Genomic DNA, 20242 nt, shown 5'->3' with positions numbered 1-20242 from the left:
ATGGTGTTTGTTGATTCGGCGCGAAGTTCAATGGGACGTGGCCGACGAAATCCGGATTCTCGGGGGCCTGTTGGGAAGCGCGTTATCCCTCGGTTGCAGTTGGCCGGGCGCGTTTGTTCGTCCGATATGTCGGTTCGCGGCGCAGCCGCGCTCGCGCGCATGCGGCGAGAATCGAAGCAATCCCGAGCGTGCGGCGGTGCGCGTCCGGCATCGCGGACGCGCCGCCCATGCCGCTAGCGCTTACTTGCCGTAGACGTCAAAGTCGAAATACTTCTTCGAGATCTTCTTGTACGTGCCGTCCTTGACCATCGCCGCAATCGCGCCGTCGATCTTCGCCTTCAGATCGGTGTCTTCCTTGCGCAGACCGATTGCGGCGGAGCCCGTCGGAATTTCCTTGCCGGCGAATTCGAAGCCTGCACCGCGCGGCGTCTTCAAAAAGCCGATGTCGGCTTGCACTTCGTCTTGCAAGGCGGCGTCGAGGCGCCCAGTCTGAAGGTCCGCGTAAACCTGGTCCTGGTTCTGATAAGGCACGACCTTCGCGCCATTCGGCGCCCAATTGGTCTTCGCGTAAGTTTCCTGAATGGTGCCCTGCTCGACGCCGATGGATTTGCCCTTCATCGATTCCGCGGTCGGCTGCAGGTTCGAGCCCTTCTTCGCGACGAGGCGCGTCGGCGTATCGAACAGCTTGGCGGAGAACGCGATTTGCTCTTCACGCTGCGGCGTGATGGTCAGCGACGACAGCACGCCATCGAACTTGCGTGCCTTCAGAGCCGGAATCAGGCCGTCGAAGTCGTTTTCAATCCACACGCACTTTGCATTCAGGCGCTTGCAGATTTCGTTGCCGAGATCGATATCGAACCCGACCACCTTGCCGTCCGGCCCTTTCGACTCGAAAGGCTGGTAGCTCGGATCGACGCCGAAGCGAATCGTCGACCAGTCCTTCGCGTAGGCGCTGCCCGCCGATACCGCCAGCAGGGTCACGGTCAAAGCCGCCAAGATTTTTTTCACTGTTGGTACCTCGTTATACGTAGTTCGATGATTGCGTGCGGTTACGCCGCCAATTTCGCGTTGCCCGGCGCGGTTGCCGGCCGGGCGGTGCCTGCGTCCGTGCCGAACGGAGGGCGCATTAAGAGTATCAAGACAAAATTGTTGACGGATGCTTAGTAAATGCCCGAATGGCGATCGGGCCGCGCACGCAGTGTTTATTGGGTTCGCGACGTAGATGAAAGCTGATGATGGGCTGGCGAAAGGACACGCCGAGGCTTTGCGCCGCGCACCGAAATGCCGATTCGGCCGGCCCCGGCGCGCGATGCGAACGGATTGCCGCATCGCACAATCCGGGCGCCCAGCGAAGCGCCACGCGCCGTTGCCGGCCGTGACCACGCGCGTAGCGCCGCTGCGGCTACTCGTGCGCCGATGCCGCGCCGGGCCTGCGCGCGCCGCATGCGCGCAGGATCAGGCGCACGACTTCGTCAGTCGTGCTGCCGAATGCTTTGGCCGATAGCGTGCGTTTGCCGGCAAGGGCTTCGATCTGCGCATCGAAGTCGGCGTAATGCTGGGTCGTTGCCCAGATCATGAATAGCAGCGTCTTGGGTTCGACGGGCGCGACAAGCCCGAGCGCGATCCAGCGCTCGATCAGCGCGACGCGCGTTTCGAGCCAGGGCTTCACGCGTTCGCGCAAGATGTCCTGCATGTGCGGCGCACCGCTGATAATTTCGTTGGCCCAAACTTTCGAGCCGAGCGGCCTTCGGCGCGACAGCGCCATCTTCGCGCGCACATAGCCGCCGAGCGCGTCGACCGGGTCGTCGCCGACGTCGAACGTCGCAGCGGCTGCGTGCCATTCTTCGAAGATGTCGTCGAGCACGTGGCGGTATAGCGCAAGCTTGGTCGGGAAGTAGTAGTGCAGATTCGCTTTCGGCAGGCCGGCGCGTTCGGCAATCAGCGCGGTGCTCGCGCCTTCGAAGCCGCGCTCGGCGAATACGGCTTCCGCACAGGCGACGAGTTGAGCTTCGTTCGATGCACGAATGCCGGCTTTGCGGCGGCGCTCGACGGGCGGCGCGGCGGCATGCTCGCGCCGCGCATGGCGGCCACGCTGCTGGGGCTCGTCGGCGGGCGTTGGCGGATCGGGGTCTCGCATGGATCGATCGATGAATAAGGCGCGGCCGCACCCGCGGGTGCGGGCGCTTCGCGGCTATTGTAGACGCGGCTGCCCGGCATCTGATTGCATCGGCATCCAAACGTGGCTCCACGGACGCCATGATGGGATGCGTGGCGCGGGCCGCATCGGCCGGCATCGTCGAATCCGCCGACTTGAACCTTCAGTTCGATTCGGAGAATTGAATCTGGTTGGTGGCCGTTGTACAGCTACCCAGGTTCAGGTTGTTGCCTGCGATACTGAACGGCCCGATCGATTGCCGCACGCAAGTGGGATTGGCGGTGCTGCTGTTCTTGATCAATTGCAACTTCACGGACGACCCCGGATTGAACTGCGCGATACCGGATGCGTTTCCGTCAGCCCGGCCAAAAACGTTGAATGCCACCTGTTTCCAGGACGGGATGATATTCAATCGATCGGGCGATGTGATTAAGTAAGCGTAGTTACCGTAGAGGAAGTAAAACGAAAAGCCGTTGCTGGCCGAAGCGATGACGTTCGTTTGCGCGCCTCCAAGCCCAGTGGCGGGAACCGCCGGCGTATCGTAAAAGGTGTCTCGTATATAACAATTACCTTTGCCGTCGTCCGACCAATTACTGGGACATGGTCCGAAATTCCCATAGTTCATCAGCCAGGATTCGCCGTAAAGAAGGGCGGCGGCAGGCAACGAATTGGGAAGCGTCGTCGAATAGACAAACCGCTGGAAGGCCCGGCAATTGGTCGCACCATTATTGCAGGCCGATGTGACGGCCGTATTCGTAAGCAGCTGAATCGAATACTGATTGGCCGCGCTTGGGTGGCTGGGGTCCGTGATCGACGTCACGCCGGAGACGGACGGAAAGATGCCGATTACCGAGCTGATCGGAGTGCTCGATACCAGCGTATAACCGTTCGTGTTGTCCACCGCCGTGGGCGACGCACCCGAGGCGTTCAACGTGGTTTGCAACGGCGACGGCAGCGTGGACTTGAATGATGGACCCTGTCCGCAGGTTACTTTTTCCCACACAAGATTCGGATAAGACGCGCGAAAGCATCCGAAGCCAGACGATGCTGTCTGCGTGATCTGTTTGAACCATTGCCCGCGCGCTTGTGTTTCGACGGAATGGGCGGTTCCCGCCGGCTCGACGCTTTCTGCGGCCGGTGCAGCAAGCACGGACGCGCTGACGAATCCTGCCAGGATGACAAAAGCCGAAAGTTTCGTATTTAAGTGCATAGCGAGTTTTCCTCAACGCGTGACGAAAATTTGTATGTCCGCAACGCAACGGGCGTGAGCGAGGCAACCATCGGAAACCTTCCTTGCCTCCGGTCAAACGGCGGCGCAGAGCACGTAAGCCAATAGGGGACATTTGGCGCACAAAGCTTAACGACGTTCTGTATAACGAACTGCCTCTGAATTCTCGGGGGAAGCGTTGGCGTGAACCGTGGGGCGGTGATAAGGCTGTCGATCAGCCAAAGCATGGCGACATCGCGAATCGCGGCGGTTCCGGTTTCGCATGGCGAATGCTCGACGCGAGCGCACCACAACGGCTGATCGGCGTTGAGCCATTTCGTCGGACATATTCGAGGCGGTATCGGGAGCGCGATTTCGCCGCCGCCCATGCATCTGCCTCATGTTTTTGACACGTTTGAAATTGGCGATATGGTCGGTTATAACCTGACCATACGGACAGGATTGGAAGCGCCCCTCACGATAGATTCCGTTCGCCGGCCACGCTTGCCGCCGCAGCGCATCGCGCGCAATCTCGAACCAGATGGAGAGACACCCATGACTGCAACGACAGAAGTCGCGCTGTCGACCTCGGTGAAAGTCGACGGCGAGCGTTTGTGGAATAGCCTGATGGCACTCGCGAAAATCGGTGCGACGGAAAAAGGGGGCGTTTGCCGGCTCGCGCTGACCGATCTCGATCGGGCGGGCCGTGATCTGATCGTCGGCTGGGCGAAGGAGGCGGGCTGCTCGGTGAGCATCGACCGCATGGGCAACGTGTTCATGCGTCGCAAGGGCCGCAACGATGCGCTGCCGCCTGTCATAACCGGCTCGCATGCCGATTCCCAGCCGACGGGCGGCCGCTTCGACGGCATTTACGGCGTGCTCGGCGGCCTCGAAGTGATTCGGACTCTGAACGATCTGGGCATCGAGACCGAACGGCCGATCGAAACCGTCATCTGGACCAACGAGGAAGGCTCGCGCTTCGCGCCCGCAATGGTGGCCTCAGGCGTGTTTGCCGGCGTGTTTTCGCTCGAATATGGCTTGTCGCGTCAGGATGTCGACGGCAAGACGATCGGCGAGGAATTGGCGCGCATCGGTTATGCGGGCGATCTGCCGTGCGGCGGCAGGCCGATCCACGCGGCTTTCGAGCTGCATATCGAGCAAGGGCCTATTCTAGAGGCAGAGGGCAAGACGATCGGTGTCGTCACGGACGCACAAGGGCAGCGCTGGTATGAAGTCGTGCTGAGCGGCCAGGAGGCGCATGCCGGCCCGACGCCGATGCCGCGTCGCCGCGATGCACTGCTCGGCGCGTCGCGCGTCGTGCAGCTCGTCAACGAGATCGGCCTGCGCCATGCGCCGCTCGCGTGCGCGACGGTCGGGATGATGCAGGTGCACCCTAATTCGCGGAACGTGATTCCGGGGCGCGTGTTTTTCACGGTCGATTTCCGCCATCCGCAAGACGATGTGCTCGCGCAAATGGATGCGCAGTTGCGCGCCGGCATTGCGCGGATCGCGGCCGACGGCAAGCTCGATGCGCAGGTCGATCAGATCTTCTATTACGCACCTGTCGCTTTCGATGCCGGCTGCGTGCGCTCGGTGCGCGCGGCGGCGGAGCGCTTCGGCTATACGCATCGCGACATCGTGTCGGGCGCCGGACATGACGCGTGTTATCTCGCGCAGGTCGCGCCGACGTCGATGGTGTTCGTGCCATGCATCGGCGGGATCAGTCATAACGAAATCGAGGACGCCACGCCCGAATGGATCGCCGCGGGCGCGAACGTGTTGCTGCACGCGATGCTCGAGCGCGCATCCGAGCCGGGCTGATTGCGCGCCGCGCCGCGCGGGCGCCGCGTCTTTTGTCGAAAGGAAACGGATGTACGGCAGCATCCGCTGCATCGGCGGCGGATACCGGGCCGCCGCGCGCCCGGCGTTTCACTTCACCATAAACAGGAGTCCCCATGTCCTGGAAGGAAATAGGCGATGTCGCTGCGGGTCGCGTGCCGGCCGCGCAGCTCGCATGCAATTTCGCGGACGTCGCGCCGCCGCTGGATACGGGTGCCGCGCGGGTCGCCGCGGATCGCTGCCACTATTGCTATGACGCGCCGTGCATTGCCGCGTGCCCGACCGGGATCGACATTCCAGGCTTCATTCGCAAGATCGGCAACGACAACCTACGGGGCGCGGCGCGTGACATCTTGTCGGCGAATCCGCTCGGCGGAATGTGCGCGCGCGTTTGTCCCACGGAGATTCTGTGCGAAGGAGCGTGCGTTCGCCATCATCAGGATGGCGAACCGGTTGAGATCGGCGCGCTGCAACGGTATGCGACGGACTGGCAGCTCGCGCGCGAAGCGGCCGGCGAGAAGCCGCTGTTCGAGCGCGCCTCCTCGAGCGGCAAGCGTGTCGCGGTGATCGGCGCGGGGCCGGCCGGGCTTGCTTGCGCGCACGGCCTCGCGCGCGCGGGCCATGACGTCGTGATCTTCGATACGCACGGCAAGCCGGGCGGGCTCAACGAATACGGAATCGCCGCCTATAAAACGGTTGACGGGTTCGCGCAACGCGAGGTCGCATGGCTGCTGTCGATCGGCGGGATCGAATGGCGCGCGAACCAGACGCTCGGGCGCGAGCTGACGCTCGATGCGCTGCGTGCCGAATTCGACGCGGTATTCGTCGGTGTCGGACTCACCGGCGTGAACGCGCTGCGCATAGAAGGCGAAACGCTCGACGGCGTAATCGATGCGGTCGATTTCATCGCGCGGTTGCGGCAAGCGGACGATCTGTCGCAAGTGCCGGTCGGCCGGCGCGTCGTCGTGATCGGCGGCGGCAATACGGCGGTCGATGCAGCCGTGCAAAGCCGCAAGCTCGGTGCGCTGCAAGTGACGATCGCGTATCGGCGCGGCGCGATGCAGATGAGCGCGACCGGCGCGGAGCGCGAGTTCGCGCAGCGCAACGGCGTGACGCTGATCGAATGGGCACGGCCGGCCCGCATCGTGGGCGATGGCGGCCGTGTGAGCGGGGTCGAATTCGACGCGATGCGTGCGACTCCGGCCGGCGGCGTCGAGCCGACTGGCGACACGTTCCGGATCGACGCGGACGTCGTGCTGAAGGCGATCGGTCAGCGCTTCGAGTCCGACGGCCTGGCGGCGCAACTCGCGCTCGACGGCGGCCGGATCGCCGTGGACGCGCATGGCGCGACATCGCTGCCAGGCGTCTGGGCGGGGGGCGATTGCACGAACCATGCGGGCGAAGACCTGACCGTGCAGGCCGTCGAGGACGGCAAGCGCGCCGCGCGGGCCATCGATCGTTTTCTGCGCGGCTGATTCTGCGTGCGCTCCGGTAGCGCACCCAACGATTTTCCGAAACAAGAAGGAGATGACGATGGCCGATCTTCGTTGCACGCTTGCCGGCATCCGTTCGCCGAACCCGTTTTGGCTCGCGTCGGCGCCGCCGACCGACAAGGCCTACAACGTGAATCGCGCATTCGAAGCCGGCTGGGGCGGCGTCGTATGGAAAACGCTCGGGCTCGATCCGCATGTCGTCAACGTCAGTTCGCGATACGGCGCGGTTCATTACAACGGCCAGCGGCTTGCGGGGCTAAACAACATCGAACTGATCACCGATCGGCCGCTCGACGTGAATCTGAAGGAAATCGCGCAGATCAAGCGCGCTTGGCCGGACCGTGCGTTGATTGTCTCGTTGATGGTGCCATGCAACGAGCGCGACTGGAAATCGATTCTACCGATGGTCGAGGACACGGGCGCGGATGCCGTCGAGCTGAATTTCGGTTGTCCTCACGGAATGAGCGAGCGCGGAATGGGCGCGGCGGTCGGTCAGGTGCCCGAGTACGTTCAGATGGTCACGGCTTGGGTCAAGGAGGGTAGCCGCCTGCCGTGCCTCGTGAAGCTCACGCCGAACATCGCCGACATCCGGCTCGGTTCGCGAGCGGCGCATGCGGGCGGCGCCGACGGCGTGTCGCTGATCAACACGATCAACTCGATCGTCGCCGTCGATCTCGATCTGATGGCACCGCAGCCGAGCGTCGACGGCAAGGGCTCGCACGGCGGCTATTGCGGGCCGGCGGTGAAACCGATCGCGCTGCACATGGTCGCCGAGATCGCGCGCGATCTCAGCACGCCGAACCTGCCGATTTCCGGAATCGGCGGTATCTCGAACTGGCGCGACGCGGCGGAATTCATCGCGCTCGGAGCCGGGTCGGTTCAAGTCTGCACCGCAGCGATGCATTACGGATTCCGGATCGTCGACGATATGATCGACGGGCTGTCGAACTGGATGGACGCGAAGGGCTACGCGACGCTCGACGATTTTCGTGGCCGTGCGGTGCCGAACGTGACCGACTGGCAGTACCTGAACCTGCGCTACGACGTGAAGGCGCGCATCGATCAGGATCGTTGCATTCAATGCGGGCTGTGCCATATCGCATGCGAGGACACGTCCCATCAGGCGATTACCGCGACGAAAGACGGCCGCCGCCACTTCGAAGTCATCGACGAGAACTGCGTCGGGTGCAATTTGTGCTTGCATGTCTGTCCAGCCGACGGCTGCATCACGATGGAGCGCGTCGATTCGGGCACCTACGCGAACTGGACCACGCATCCGAACAATCCGGCGCGCGCCGCGTAGACATCCCATTCGCGGCAGCCGGCTTGCCGGCGGCCGTTTCGACAAGGAGAGCGGTGCAATGAGTCATCCTGCGGTTCCCGGCGACGCGCGGATGCCGGCCGGCGCGCTCATCAACGACGACCTCGCGCCGACGAGCGCCGCGCAGCGCACATGGCGCTGGCAGCATTTTGCGGCGCTATGGGTCGGGATGGTGATGAACATTGCGTCGTACATGCTTGCGGCAGGGCTGACCGATCAGGGGATGTCGCCCGCGCAGGCGGTGTTGACGGTATTGTTAGGCAACCTGATCGTGCTGGTGCCGATGGTGCTGATCGGTCACGCAGGCGCGAAATACGGGATTCCTTACGCCGTGCTCGTGCGCACTTCGTTCGGCACGCAGGGCGCCAAGCTGCCCGCGTTGCTGCGCGCGGTTGTCGCATGCGGCTGGTACGGCATTCAGACCTGGCTCGGCGGCAGTGCAATCTACACGCTGCTCAATATCCTGACCGGCAACGCGCTGCACGGCGATGCGTTGCCGCTCGCCGGCATCTCGGCAGGCCAGCTGGCGTGCTTTCTCGGCTTCTGGGCGTTGCAGCTCTACTTTGTCGTGCATGGCACGGAATCGATCCGGTGGCTTGAAAGCTGGTCCGCGCCGATCAAGCTCGTGATGTGCGTGGCGCTCGTCTGGTGGGCGTGTGCGAAGGCGGGGGGCGTCGGCACCATGCTGTCGCAACCGTCGCAATTTGCCGCGGGCGGCAAGAAAGCGGGCCAGTTCTGGGCGACCTTCTGGCCCGGTTTGACCGCGATGGTTGGTTTCTGGGCGACGCTCGCGCTCAATATTCCGGATTTCACCCGCTTCGCGCGCAGCCAGCGGGATCAGATGGTCGGCCAAGCGATTGGCTTGCCGGTACCGATGGCGCTGCTGTCGGTGATCTCGGTGGTCGTCACGTCGGCGAGCGTCGTGATTTACGGCAAAGCAATTTGGGATCCGATCGATCTTGCGAGCCGGATGGAAGGCGTGGGCGTCGGCCTCGCGCTCGTGATCCTGACGCTCGATACGATGTGCTGCAATCTCGCGGCGAATCTCGTCGGCCCCGCCTATGATTTTTCGAGCCTGTGGCCGCGCGCGATTTCATACCGGACAGGCGGCCTCATGACCGCCGCGCTCGCGATTCTGATGATGCCGTGGAAGATTCTCGCAACCACGGACGGCTACATCTTCACCTGGTTGATCGGCTATTCGGCGCTGCTCGGACCGGTCGCCGGGATCATGATGGTCGATTATTTCTGGATTCGGCGCACGCGGATCGACACCGCGCAACTGTTCGACGAGCATGGCGACTATGCCTACGTTGGCGGCTGGAATGTCGCGGCACTCGCGGCGCTCGTGCTCGGCGTGCTGCCGAACCTGCCGGGCTTTCTGCACGAGGCGTTTCCGGCGGCGCTTGCCGGCGTCGCGCCGTGGTTCAAGCTGCTTTATACGTATGCGTGGTTCGTCGGGCTCGTGGTTGCCGCGTGCGTGTATGGCGTATGGATGGCGCTGTCGCGCCGCGCGAGGCCGGCGCTCGCGTGAACGGGGCTGCCGTTCTCGCGACGCGCGGGCGGCATTCTGCAATGCACAGGACCAGGAGACAAACATCATGACGATATTGATTCGGGGCGGCACCGTCGTCGATGCGGACCGCAGTTATCGCGCGGATGTGCTGTGCGCATCCGCGGCCGAGGGCGGCGTGATCCGCCAGATCGGCCCCGACCTCGATGTGCCGGCGGGGGCGAACGTGGTTGACGCGGGCGGCCAGTTGGTGATGCCGGGCGGCATCGATCCGCATACGCACATGGAGCTGCCGTTCATGGGCACGACCGCGAGCGACGATTTCTACACCGGCACCGCGGCCGGGCTGGCGGGCGGCACGACGACGATCATCGATTTCGTGATCCCCAATCCGAAAGAGCCGCTCATCGATGCATTCAAAAAATGGCGCGGCTGGGCGGAGAAGGCCGCCGCCGATTACGCTTTTCATGTCGCGGTGACGTGGTGGGACGACAGCGTGCATCGGGATATGGGCATGCTCGTGCACGAGCACGGCGTGTCGAGCTTCAAGCACTTCATGGCGTACAAGAACGCGATCATGGCCGACGACGAGATTCTCGTGAACAGCTTCTCGCGCGCGTTCGAGTTAGGTGCATTGCCGACCGTTCATGCGGAGAATGGCGAACTGGTGTTCCGGTTGCAGAAACAACTGCTTGCTCGCGGAATCACCGGGCCGCAAGCGCATCCTTTGTCGCGGCCGCCTGCGGTTGAAGGCGAGGCCACGCATCGCGCCATCCGGATCGCGCAGGTGCTGGGCGTGCCGGTTTATATCGTTCACGTATCGGCCAAGGATGCGCTCGATGCGATCACGCGCGCGCGTGCCGACGGTCTGCGCGTGTTCGGCGAAGTGCTCGCCGGGCATCTCGTGGTCGACGAATCCGTGTATCGCGACTCCGACTGGACGCGCGCGGCCGCGCACGTGATGAGCCCGCCGTTCCGCACGCAAGAGCATCGCGACGCGTTATGGCGCGGCTTGCAGGCGGGCAATCTGCAAACGACGGCGACGGACCATTGCGTGTTCTGCGCATCGCAAAAGGCGATGGGCCGGGACGATTTCAGCAGGATTCCAAACGGTTGCGGCGGCGTGGAGGACAGAATGTCGATTCTGTGGGATCAGGGCGTCAATACGGGACGTCTGACGCCGAATGAGTTCGTTCGCGTGACGTCGACGAACGCCGCGCAAATTTTCAATCTGTACCCGCGCAAGGGTACGGTTACCGTGGGGGCGGACGCCGATCTCGTTGTCTGGGATCCGGATGCGACGCGCACGATCTCGGCGAAAACGCATCATCAGAATGTCGACTTCAATGTATTCGAAGGAATGACCGTGCGCGGGGTGGCAACCCATACGTTGTCGCAGGGCGAGCTTGTGTGGACGGACGGCGATTTGCGCGCGCAGCGTGGAGCGGGACGTTACTTGAAGCGGCCCGCCAACGCGCATTATTTCGATGCGCAGCGCGTGCAAAACCGGCTGCGCGAGCCGCAGCCGGTCGATCAATAAGTGATGCGATGAATGCACGCGTGTCCGTCAACCACGCCGGGCGACGAGGGCGGACACCGTCTGTGCAGCTTCGAGCAGCGGCTCGACGAACGCTTTCACCATCTGCTTGGCGGTATGCCGTTGCGCGTTGCCGCTGATGTTCATCGCGGCGATCGTCTGGCCGCGACGATTGCGAATCGGCGCCGACAGCGAGATCAGGCCGACCTCGAGTTCCTGGTCGACGAGTGCCCAGCCTTGGCTGCGCACTTGCGCGATCGCGCTCTTCAGCGCATCGGGATCGGTGATCGTGCGCGGCGTGTAGGCGCGCAGCGTGCTTTGCGCGAGCGTCTCGTCGAGCTTCGCATCATCGAGCGACGCGAGCAGCACGCGGCCCATCGACGTGCAATACGCAGGCAACCGGCTGCCGATCGATAGATTGATCGTCATGATCTTATGCGTCGGCACGCGCAACACATAGACGATCTCGGTGTGATCGAGCACGGCTGCCGAGCAGCTTTCATGGATGCGCGCCGAGAGCTGCTCCATCACCGGCTCCGCGAGATTCCAGAACGGCATCGAGGTCAGATACGCGAACCCGAGATCGAGGATTTTCGGCGTCAGCCGGAACAGGCGGCCATCTGCCTCGACATAGCCGAGCGTTTGCAGCGTCAACAAGATGCGCCGGGCGCCCGCGCGCGTCAGGCCGGTCGCGGCTGCGACCTCGGTGAGCGTCTGCTCGGGATGCTCCGTGTCGAACGCGCGGATCACCGCGAGACCACGCGCGAACGATTGGACGTAGGAGTCACCAGGTTTGGCCGGAAGATCTGTACTCATGATGGGTGGATACGATGTGCAGCCAAGAAGATTAGCGCATGGGGTCGGGTTGCGCCAACTTGGTGCCGAGTGGGCGCCGATTTTGGTCGGTTATTTGTCTATCGGCAAGCAGCCGCTGGGCGAGGCGACGACGCCATGCATTCCGGGCGAGGGCAACAACGGCAACGAAGATGGAGCGCAGGCGGAAGAGGCAAATGGCGGCGTCCGCTGCGAGATTCGAGCGGGGCAGCGTACACGGTGCGGGTTTTACTGTAATTTCGGGGGCGACTGACGAGTGACTTTCACCGGCCGCACGCGCTGCCGTTCGTCACGGATCTGTCATTTTTTTCGATTGGTCAAATTCGGCGAGCCGCCCCCGAAACCCTGCGGAATGCCTGGCAGGGTTTCGGGGGCGGCTCGCCATTGCCCGGGCGCAGGCCCGGTTAGCCCTTCGTCGCCGAAAGTTGTCCTTTCGGATTGGTCAGCCATTTGTTTGCGTTGACCACCAGCGTATTCGTATTGTTGAGCAGTGTGCCCAACGAATCGCTGTTGATGGAAAACGTCCCGCCGAGCAAGTTGAAAGTTCCGTCGATCAGGTTAGCCCCGCCGTTGATTTGGATGCATTGTTTCATCGACAACGTTTGCATTATCAAGTCCCCTCGTGGATTGCAACGTAAAAGCGCGGCATCCCCGCCGCGATGCTTGTGGCCTTGGCTGCGTGCCGTATATGCAATGCCGCCGTGACCTAATGCGTTTCAAACGCTCAGCGTGTAAAAGTTTCCATGATTGAATACGGAATACGCTGCGCAGTCCTAATATAGCGCCACCGACTATTTCGCAATATCAGTTTTTTCCGCAGTAGTCGAATTTTTCATCTAATCCGGCGTGCGTTACGTCTGCCGATGCAATCGATGTGATCGATACGTTTGTCAAGCATGATGGCCGTGCGCCGCGGGCGCGTTGCTTGACGGAACCCCGAGCGGTCCTTATGATCTTAAAAGACGTTCGATTAACGATCTAAAGTTCGTAGAAAGAACAAATGCCGGCGCGAGCGGCGCCGATGATTGCCGCTGCACTGGCTCGCGCAATCGGATTTCCCCGGAGACGAACATGACCGAAGCATTCCTGTGCGATGCGATTCGCACGCCGATCGGCCGCTATGGCGGCTCGCTGTCCGCCGTCAGGGCCGACGACCTTGGCGCGGTGCCGATCAAGACGCTCATCGAGCGCAACCGCGATGTCGATTGGGCGGCGGTGGACGATGTGATCTACGGCTGCGCGAACCAGGCGGGCGAAGACAACCGCAATGTCGCGCGGATGTCGCTGTTGCTCGCCGGCTTGCCGCAAGACGTGCCGGGCGCGACGATCAACCGCCTCTGCGGCTCGGGCATGGACGCGATCGGTGTTGCCGCGCGCGCGATCAAGGCGGGCGAGGCCGGCCTGATGATCGCGGGCGGCGTCGAAAGCATGAGCCGTGCGCCGTTCGTGATGGGCAAGGCGACGAGCGCGTTTTCGCGTCAGGCCGAAATCTTCGACACGACCATCGGCTGGCGTTTCATCAACCCGTTGATGAAGCAGCAGTACGGTGTCGATTCGATGCCGCAGACGGGCGAAAACGTTGCCGAAGACTATCGCGTGAGCCGCGCCGACCAGGACGCGTTTGCGCTGCGCAGTCATCAGAAGGCGCTGCGCGCGCAGCAGGACGGCACGCTTGCGCAGGAAATCACGCTGGTAACGGTTCCGCAGAAAAAGGGCGACCCGGTCACGGTTTCGCGCGACGAGCATCCGCGCGAGACGTCGCTCGAAGCGCTCGCGAAGCTCAAGGGCGTCGTGCGTGCGGATGGCACGGTGAGCGCGGGCAACGCGTCGGGCGTCAATGACGGCGCATGCGCGCTGCTCGTCGCGAGCGAGGACGCCGCGCGGCGTCACGGGCTCGTGCCGCGCGCGCGGGTGCTTGGGATTGCGACGGCGGGCGTTGCGCCGCGCGTGATGGGTATTGGCCCCGCGCCCGCGACGCAGAAGCTGCTCGCGCGGCTGGGTATGACGCTCGACCAGTTCGACGTGATCGAGTTGAACGAGGCCTTTGCGTCCCAGGCGCTCGCGGTATTGCGGCTGCTCGGCGTCGCGGACGACGATCCTCGCGTGAATCCCAACGGCGGCGCGATTTCGCTCGGGCATCCGCTCGGCGCATCCGGCGCGCGGCTCGTGACGACCGCGACGTACCAGTTGCAGCGCACGAAGGGCCGTTATGCGCTGTGCACGATGTGCATTGGCGTCGGTCAGGGCATTGCGATCGCGATCGAGCGGGTCTGATTCGCACCGGCGATCGCGTTTTTATCGAAGCGGCCCGTGCTCGCAAGAGCGCGGGCCGTTTTCTTTTTGGTTTGCCGCCGGCATTTCGACGTGTTTTCGGCAATCGAGAGAATTACTGTAAGTGCGTGGATATTCTATTTTTAAATTCGCCTTGTAATTCATTGATAATGATTTGATGAAAATCAGAAAAGCCCGGCTGGTTTACATCAAATATTCAACAATTGTCGGCCGACGGCGTCGGCGGAGAGTATGGAGAGCGAGTGATATTCAGCGCATCTTTCTCTCCGTTTGCGACGGCCTTTGTTGAGCGATTGACAAAAAATCCAAAAAGAAGGCCGATCGAAATTCCAGCAACGGAGCGCGCATGCGTCACAACCAATCTGTCACTCAACATGAATTCGATTTTCCGCACGATGCGACGCTGATGTCGACAACTGATTCGCACGGCCGTATCGCGTATGCGAATGCGATGTTCGTCCAAGTCAGCGGTTTTTCGGGTGACGACCTTATCGGTCAGCCACACAACGTCGTCAGGCATCCTGACATGCCGGGCGACGCATTTGCCGATATGTGGTCGACGCTGCAAGGCGGCGAGCCGTGGAGCGCGCTCGTCAAGAATCGTCGCAAGGACGGCGACCATTACTGGGTGCGCGCGAATGCGGTGCCGGTCATACGGCACGGGCAGACGCAAGGCTATATGTCGGTGCGCACTAGGGCGTCGCGCGACGAGGTTGCCGCCGCCGAACAGCTTTATCGCGACTTTCGCGAACAGCGCGCCGGCCGCCGGCGTTTCTACAAGGGTTTGATCGTGCGCGGCGGGTGGCTGCGCGTGACATCGCTGTTGCAGACGATGCCGGTGCGTGCGCGGGTTCTTTTGCCGGTAGCGGCGCTCGTGCCGACGATTGCCGGCGCCGCATGGGCGGCCGGCGTGCCGAGCGCGACGCTTGCGCAGCTTGCCGGCGCGACGCTTGGCGGCGTGGCGCTGGCCGCATGGTGGCTCGATGCGCAGATCGTCCGGCCGTTGCGCGCATTGCGCCGGCAGGCGCTCGACGTCGCGACCGGCGCGAACCGGGACGGCGTGCAGATGAACCGGGTCGACGAAATCGGCATGACGCTGCGCACGGTCAATCAGCTCGGGCTGATGTTTCGCTGGCTCGTCGACGATATCAGCGAGCAGGTGCTCAACGTACAGCGCGCGATCAACGAGATCGCGCAAGGCAACGACGATCTGAGCACACGCACCGAGCAGGCGGCGACGAGCGTTCAGCAGACGGCCGCGTCGATGACGCAAATGACGGCGGCGGTGTCGAGCAACGCGCAAACGGCAACGCATGCGAACCGGCTGTCGGCGTCGGCGAGCGACGCGGCGCAACGCGGCGGGCAGGCCGTGCGCGAAGTGGTCAACACGATGGGGGACATTACGGCGAGCGCGCGGAGGATCTCGGAGATTACCGGTGTGATCGACGGTATCGCGTTTCAGACCAACATTCTGGCATTGAACGCGGCCGTCGAAGCGGCTCGCGCGGGCGAACAGGGACGGGGCTTCGCGGTGGTCGCGGGCGAGGTGCGGGCGCTCGCGCAGCGCAGCGCGAGTGCGGCCAAGGAGATCAAGGCGTTGATCGGCGCGAGCGTCGAGCAGATCGCGTCGGGCGCTCGAACGGTCGACGACGCCGGCAGGACAATGGACGACATCGTCGCGCAGGTGCAGCGCGTGTCGGATCTGATCGCGCAGATCAGCGCGTCGACGATGGAGCAGAGCGCCGGCGTCGCGCAGATCGATCGCGCGGTGGTTCATCTGGACGACATCACGCAGCACAACGCGGCGCTCGTCGAGCAAAGCTCGGCAGCCTCCACGAGTCTCAGGCAGCAGGCGACGCTGCTGGTCGATGCGGTCAGTGTGTTTCGTTGACGGCGCGCAACGGGTGTGAAGCGGCGGCAAACGTTGTTGCGGCTAGGCGGCTCGGGAGCGTGACGGCGTGACGGCGGCTCGCGTGCATCACTTGCCGTTTCGCGATGGTTCGCATCGACGCCGCGGTGCAATTCGCGAGCCGAATGCTTTGTGCTGCCGATCGTCCGGGCAGCATACGGATGCTTTCATCCGAGTCAGCTCGCGGCGCGGCGAATGGACGCTACCTTCTTGTCGAACTCGTTCGTCAGCGATGGGTCGTTCCAGCCGGCGGCGAGCCGTGCCGCCTCATCGATCTGGCGTTGGCCTTCGGTTGCGTCGCCGAGCGAGAGTCGCGCGCGGCCGGCCTCGAGCAGCAGGAATGCGCGGTCGATTTCTTCGTCGCCGTGAGCTTCGATGACTTTCAGTCCGCGCTCGGCGGCGGCCAGCGCCTCTCGAGGCTGCCCGAGGCGGGCATGGGCGAGCGCGCACAGATAGTCCGCGCGCGCTTCGTTGATCCAGGTGCCCGCGCGCTGCCATAAGTCGCGGCACAAACGCGCACCTTGCGCGATGGCATGCCGGATCGTGTCGCTGCGCTCGATGCTTGTATCGTCGACGTCCAGCAGCGCGGAGACGGCATTGTTCAATCCGGCGGCGAGCATCGCATCGGCAGCGCCGCGCTCGTGTTGCGTGTCGAGCCAGCCGAATATCGTCGTCAGCGCGGCCGCGCCTTGCTCCGGTTCGCCGCCGCGAAGCGCGTGGCCGATCGCCGCCAGGCGCACGACCATGGCCGCTTGCACCGCGCAAAGGCCATCGCGCTGCATCCGCAGTTCCAGCGCATACGCTCGAACCGGATCGCCGGCCATCAGCGCGGCGACGGCCGCATTGCGCCACACCGCGACGCTGACGTCGGCGCGCTGCGACGTCAGCTTTTGCTGAAAGCGCGACGCCTGCGGCCACTCGCGCAGCAACTCGCCGATCACGTGATTGCCTAGCCAACTGAGCTGCGGCACGAGTTCGGACGGCATCTCCTGTTCGACGAGTTGCCATAGCTGACGCTTGGCGTCGTCCGGCGCCGCGTCGTGGCTGGCCATCAATGCAGACAGGGTTTCCTTCACGCCCATATCGCCCAGCTCCTTCGAAACAGCGAAACGGCAGAACCCGAAAACAACGCTGCCGCGAGCGCGGCAGCGTTGTCTGCAAGGGCTCCTGTGCGATGGCTCATCGAGCGCGGCCGCACGCCGTCATATCGCAACGCACATGTACTTGATCACGACGTAATCGTCGATTCCATAGTGCGAGCCTTCGCGTCCGAGCCCGGATTGCTTGACGCCGCCGAACGGCGCGACTTCGTTCGAGATCAGTCCGGTATTGATGCCGACCATCCCGTATTCGAGCGCCTCGGAGACGCGCCATACGCGGCCGATGTCGCGGCTGTAGAAGTATGCGGCAAGGCCGAACTCGGTGTCGTTCGCATAACGGATCGCTTCGTCTTCGGTCGAGAACTTGAACAGCGGCGCGAGCGGCCCGAACGTCTCTTCCCTTGCAACCTTCATGTCGGACGTGACGCCTGTCAGCACGGTCGGCTCGAAAAAGCCATGACCGAGCGCGTGGCGCTTGCCGCCCGCCGTGACGCGCGCGCCTTTGGCGAGCGCGTCCGCGATGTGCGATTCGACCTTCTGGACCGCTGCCTCGTTGATGAGCGGCCCCTGCATGACGCCCGCTTCGGTGCCGGGGCCGACCTTGAGTTTCGAGGCGGCCGCGGCGAGTTTTTCTGCGAACGCGTCGTAGATTTTCTCGTGCACGTAAAAGCGGTTCGTGCACACGCAGGTTTGCCCGCTATTGCGATACTTCGACGCGATCGCGCCTTCGACTGCCGCATCGAGATCCGCGTCGTCGAACACGATGAACGGCGCATTGCCGCCGAGTTCGAGCGAAACCTTCTTGACCGTGGAAGCGCATTGCGCCATCAGCAGGCGCCCGACCGGCGTCGAGCCGGTGAACGACAGCTTGCGCACGAGCGGGTTCGACGTCAGTTCGCCGCCGATCTCCTTCGGATCGCCGGTGACGACGCTGAATACGCCCGGCGGCACGCCCGCGCGCTCGGCCAGCACGGCGAGCGCGAGCGCCGTGAACGGCGTCGCCTCGGCCGGCTTCACGACGATCGGGCAGCCGGCCGCAAGCGCCGGTCCGACCTTGCGCGTGATCATCGCCGCCGGGAAATTCCACGGTGTGATCGCCGCGCATACGCCGATCGGCTCCTTCGTCACGACGATCCGGCGGTCGGCGGCCGGCGTCGGGATCGTGTCGCCGTACACGCGTTTGCCTTCCTCCGCGAACCATTCGAGAAACGCCGCCGCATAGACGATTTCGCCTTTCGCTTCCGTGAGCGATTTGCCTTGCTCGGTGGTCAGGATCAGTGCGAGATCGTCGGCGTGCGCGACCATCAGGTCGTGCCAGCGGCGCAGGATCGCCGCGCGCTCTTTCGCGGTGCGCTTGCGCCACGCGGGCCATGCAGCGTTTGCCGCGTCGATCGCGCGGCGCGTCTCGGCCGCGCCCATCGCGGGCACCGTGCCGAGCAGCCCGCCCGTTGCCGGATTGCGTACTTCGAAGCTGCGGCCGCCGTCGGCGGCTTGCCATTCGCCCGCGATGAACGCGCGTTCGCGCAGCAGCGCGGGATCTTTCAGTGCGAGGGTTTCGTGATCTGTGCTCATCGTATGTCGACCCTATTCGAAAAAACGAGCGCCGCCGCACGCGGTGCGCCCGGCGGCGCCGGCCGCGGCACGCAGGCGGCGGTTTCAGGGCAGCGGCTTCGCGAAAGCGCCGCTGCGGCATCGGCAGCCGGATTGCCGCGGCGCGCAGCGCGCCGCCCGTGGTGGCGCGGCGCGGAAAACTCAGGCGGGCACGCCCACCGCTTCCTTCAGCACGCTCTCGAGAATGCCGAGCGCTTCGTCGAACACGGCATCCGGGATGGTGAGCGGGAACAGGAACCGTATCACGTTTGAATCGACGCCGCAGATCAGCAGCAGCAGGCCGCGCTCGAGCGCGAGCGTCTGCACGCGCTTGGCGAACGCGGCGTCCGGGGCCTGCGTATCCGGATTGGCGAATTCCGCTGCTACCATCGCGCCCGGACCGCGCACGTCGGCAATCTGCGGGACTTCGGCCGACAGCGCGGCGAGCTTCGCCTTCAGCTTGTCGCCTAGCACGACCGCGCGCTCGGTGAGCTTTTCGCCGTCGATCACATCGAGCACCGCATGCGCGGCCGCGATCGCGAGCGGATTGCCCGCATAGGTGCCGCCGAGGCCGCCCGGCGCCGCCGCGTCCATCACGTCCGCGCGGCCGACCACGCCCGACAGCGGCATCCCGCCGGCCAGGCTTTTCGCGATCGTCAGCAGATCGGCGCAGACGTCGTAGTGCTCCATCGCGAACAGCTTGCCGGTGCGCGCAAAGCCCGTTTGCACTTCGTCGGCGATCAGCAGGATGCCGTGCGTGTCGCACAGCCTGCGCAGCGCACGCACGAAATCGGCGGGTGCCGGATTGAAGCCGCCTTCGCCCTGCACCGGCTCGAAGATGATGGCAGCGACGCGTTTCGGATCGATGTCTGCCTTGAACAGCGTGTCGAGCGCGGCGAGCGAATCGGCGGTGCTCACGCCGCGCAGCGCGTTCGGGTACGGCGCGTGGAACACGTCGCCCGGGAACGGGCCGAAGCCGAGCTTGTACGGCGCGACCTTGCCCGTCAACGCCATGCCCATCATCGTGCGGCCGTGGAAGCCGCCTGCGAACGCGATCACGCCCGGCCGGCCGGTATGCGCGCGGGCGATCTTCACGGCGTTTTCGACGGCTTCGGCCCCCGTCGTGAAGAACGCCGTTTTTTTCGGCTGCCCAATCGGCGCGCGTGCGTTGATCTTCTCGGCAAGCTCCACATACGACGCGTATGGGACGATCTGGTACGCGGTGTGCGTGAACTGCTCGAGCTGCCCGGCGATCGCCTTCACGATCTTCGGATGGCGGTGGCCGGTGTTCAGCACGGCGATGCCCGCGGCGAAATCGATGAAGCGGCGGCCCTCGACGTCCCACAGCTCGGCGTTTTCGGCGCGCGCGGCATAAAAATCGCACATCACGCCGACGCCGCGCGGCGTCGCGGCGTTCTTGCGGGCATGCAGTTCGGCATTTTTCACGGTTGT

Annotated in this window: 15 protein-coding genes; 7 read left to right on the top strand and 8 right to left on the bottom strand. The window is 63.9% G+C overall.

The genetic code is table 11. The annotated features are described in order from the left end of the window. Positions 1 to 240 precede the first annotated feature (240 nt). The 3 genes from AQ611_RS23635 to AQ611_RS23625 form a co-directional block, all read right to left on the bottom strand. Positions 241 to 1008: an ABC transporter substrate-binding protein gene (locus AQ611_RS23635; RefSeq protein ID WP_059512778.1), complete on the bottom strand. Its 768-nt coding sequence runs from the start codon at positions 1006 to 1008 to the stop codon at positions 241 to 243. 394 nt (positions 1009 to 1402) lie between these two features. Continuing rightward, positions 1403 to 2137 (bottom strand): TetR/AcrR family transcriptional regulator, encoded by a 735-nt coding sequence (locus AQ611_RS23630; RefSeq protein WP_069236265.1) that lies wholly within the window; start codon positions 2135 to 2137, stop codon positions 1403 to 1405. Between the two features lie 181 nt (positions 2138 to 2318). Continuing rightward, on the bottom strand, positions 2319 to 3365 hold the full coding sequence (locus AQ611_RS23625) for a hypothetical protein (protein ID WP_069236264.1): 1047 nt from the start codon (positions 3363 to 3365) through the stop codon (positions 2319 to 2321). Between the two features lie 552 nt (positions 3366 to 3917). Here AQ611_RS23625 and AQ611_RS23620 point away from each other — a divergent pair. The 5 genes from AQ611_RS23620 to hydA all read left to right on the top strand — a co-directional run bounded on the left by AQ611_RS23620 (position 3918) and on the right by hydA (position 11068). Then, on the top strand, positions 3918 to 5183 hold the full coding sequence (locus AQ611_RS23620) for a Zn-dependent hydrolase (RefSeq protein ID WP_069236263.1): 1266 nt from the start codon (positions 3918 to 3920) through the stop codon (positions 5181 to 5183). A gap of 134 nt (positions 5184 to 5317) precedes the next feature. Then, positions 5318 to 6676 carry an NAD(P)-dependent oxidoreductase gene (locus AQ611_RS23615; RefSeq protein WP_069236262.1) on the top strand — a complete coding sequence of 453 codons (1359 nt, stop codon included), beginning with the start codon at positions 5318 to 5320 and terminating at the stop codon, positions 6674 to 6676. 58 nt (positions 6677 to 6734) lie between these two features. After that, a complete protein-coding gene (gene preA / locus AQ611_RS23610) occupies positions 6735 to 7997 on the top strand; it encodes an NAD-dependent dihydropyrimidine dehydrogenase subunit PreA (protein ID WP_069236492.1) in 1263 nt (420 codons plus the stop codon). 58 nt (positions 7998 to 8055) lie between these two features. Beyond that, on the top strand, positions 8056 to 9549 hold the full coding sequence (locus AQ611_RS23605; RefSeq protein WP_069236261.1) for an NCS1 family nucleobase:cation symporter-1: 1494 nt from the start codon (positions 8056 to 8058) through the stop codon (positions 9547 to 9549). Between the two features lie 67 nt (positions 9550 to 9616). Further along, positions 9617 to 11068, top strand: coding sequence for a dihydropyrimidinase (gene hydA, locus AQ611_RS23600; RefSeq protein WP_069236491.1), 1452 nt, complete (start codon positions 9617 to 9619; stop codon positions 11066 to 11068). A 27-nt stretch (positions 11069 to 11095) separates the two neighbouring features. On the opposite strand, the gene AQ611_RS23595 is transcribed toward hydA, so the two are convergent. Continuing rightward, positions 11096 to 11881, bottom strand: coding sequence for an IclR family transcriptional regulator (locus AQ611_RS23595; RefSeq protein ID WP_059512791.1), 786 nt, complete (start codon positions 11879 to 11881; stop codon positions 11096 to 11098). Positions 11882 to 12303: 422 nt separating this feature from the next. Next, on the bottom strand, positions 12304 to 12507 hold the full coding sequence (locus AQ611_RS23590; RefSeq protein WP_059512793.1) for a hypothetical protein: 204 nt from the start codon (positions 12505 to 12507) through the stop codon (positions 12304 to 12306). Between the two features lie 463 nt (positions 12508 to 12970). Here AQ611_RS23590 and pcaF point away from each other — a divergent pair, with 463 nt between their 5' ends. Further along, positions 12971 to 14173 (top strand): 3-oxoadipyl-CoA thiolase, encoded by a 1203-nt coding sequence (pcaF, locus tag AQ611_RS23585; RefSeq protein ID WP_069236260.1) that lies wholly within the window; start codon positions 12971 to 12973, stop codon positions 14171 to 14173. 364 nt (positions 14174 to 14537) lie between these two features. Then, positions 14538 to 16082: a methyl-accepting chemotaxis protein gene (locus tag AQ611_RS23580; protein ID WP_069236259.1), complete on the top strand. Its 1545-nt coding sequence runs from the start codon at positions 14538 to 14540 to the stop codon at positions 16080 to 16082. A 194-nt stretch (positions 16083 to 16276) separates the two neighbouring features. Here the strand turns inward: AQ611_RS23580 and AQ611_RS23575 are convergent, their stop codons facing one another. From AQ611_RS23575 to AQ611_RS23565, 3 genes are all read right to left on the bottom strand, one after another. Continuing rightward, positions 16277 to 17182, bottom strand: coding sequence for a hypothetical protein (locus AQ611_RS23575; protein WP_069236258.1), 906 nt, complete (start codon positions 17180 to 17182; stop codon positions 16277 to 16279). A gap of 120 nt (positions 17183 to 17302) precedes the next feature. After that, positions 17303 to 18772 (bottom strand): NAD-dependent succinate-semialdehyde dehydrogenase, encoded by a 1470-nt coding sequence (locus tag AQ611_RS23570; protein WP_069236257.1) that lies wholly within the window; start codon positions 18770 to 18772, stop codon positions 17303 to 17305. 180 nt (positions 18773 to 18952) lie between these two features. Then, the gene (locus AQ611_RS23565) at positions 18953 to 20236 is read right to left on the bottom strand and encodes a 4-aminobutyrate--2-oxoglutarate transaminase (RefSeq protein WP_069236256.1); all 1284 of its coding nucleotides are present in this window, start codon (positions 20234 to 20236) and stop codon (positions 18953 to 18955) included. Between the last annotated feature and the right edge of the window lie 6 nt (positions 20237 to 20242).

Source organism: Burkholderia singularis, assembly GCF_001718875.1.
Taxonomy (GTDB): Bacteria; Pseudomonadota; Gammaproteobacteria; order Burkholderiales; family Burkholderiaceae; genus Burkholderia; species Burkholderia singularis.
Note: the sequence above shows the minus strand (reverse complement) of the source record. Positions and strands in the feature narration are given on the sequence as shown.

Coding starts and splice junctions, on each gene's coding strand:
- AQ611_RS23605 (WP_069236261.1), top strand. CDS start 8,056: ATGAGTCATCCTGCGGTTCCCGGCGACGCGCGGATGCCGGCCGGCGCG.
- AQ611_RS23620 (WP_069236263.1), top strand. CDS start 3,918: ATGACTGCAACGACAGAAGTCGCGCTGTCGACCTCGGTGAAAGTCGAC.
- AQ611_RS23615 (WP_069236262.1), top strand. CDS start 5,318: ATGTCCTGGAAGGAAATAGGCGATGTCGCTGCGGGTCGCGTGCCGGCC.
- AQ611_RS23595 (WP_059512791.1), bottom strand. CDS start 11,881: ATGAGTACAGATCTTCCGGCCAAACCTGGTGACTCCTACGTCCAATCG.
- preA (WP_069236492.1), top strand. CDS start 6,735: ATGGCCGATCTTCGTTGCACGCTTGCCGGCATCCGTTCGCCGAACCCG.
- AQ611_RS23625 (WP_069236264.1), bottom strand. CDS start 3,365: ATGCACTTAAATACGAAACTTTCGGCTTTTGTCATCCTGGCAGGATTC.
- AQ611_RS23575 (WP_069236258.1), bottom strand. CDS start 17,182: ATGGGCGTGAAGGAAACCCTGTCTGCATTGATGGCCAGCCACGACGCG.
- pcaF (WP_069236260.1), top strand. CDS start 12,971: ATGACCGAAGCATTCCTGTGCGATGCGATTCGCACGCCGATCGGCCGC.
- AQ611_RS23590 (WP_059512793.1), bottom strand. CDS start 12,507: ATGCAAACGTTGTCGATGAAACAATGCATCCAAATCAACGGCGGGGCT.
- AQ611_RS23630 (WP_069236265.1), bottom strand. CDS start 2,137: ATGCGAGACCCCGATCCGCCAACGCCCGCCGACGAGCCCCAGCAGCGT.
- AQ611_RS23580 (WP_069236259.1), top strand. CDS start 14,538: ATGCGTCACAACCAATCTGTCACTCAACATGAATTCGATTTTCCGCAC.
- AQ611_RS23570 (WP_069236257.1), bottom strand. CDS start 18,772: ATGAGCACAGATCACGAAACCCTCGCACTGAAAGATCCCGCGCTGCTG.
- hydA (WP_069236491.1), top strand. CDS start 9,617: ATGACGATATTGATTCGGGGCGGCACCGTCGTCGATGCGGACCGCAGT.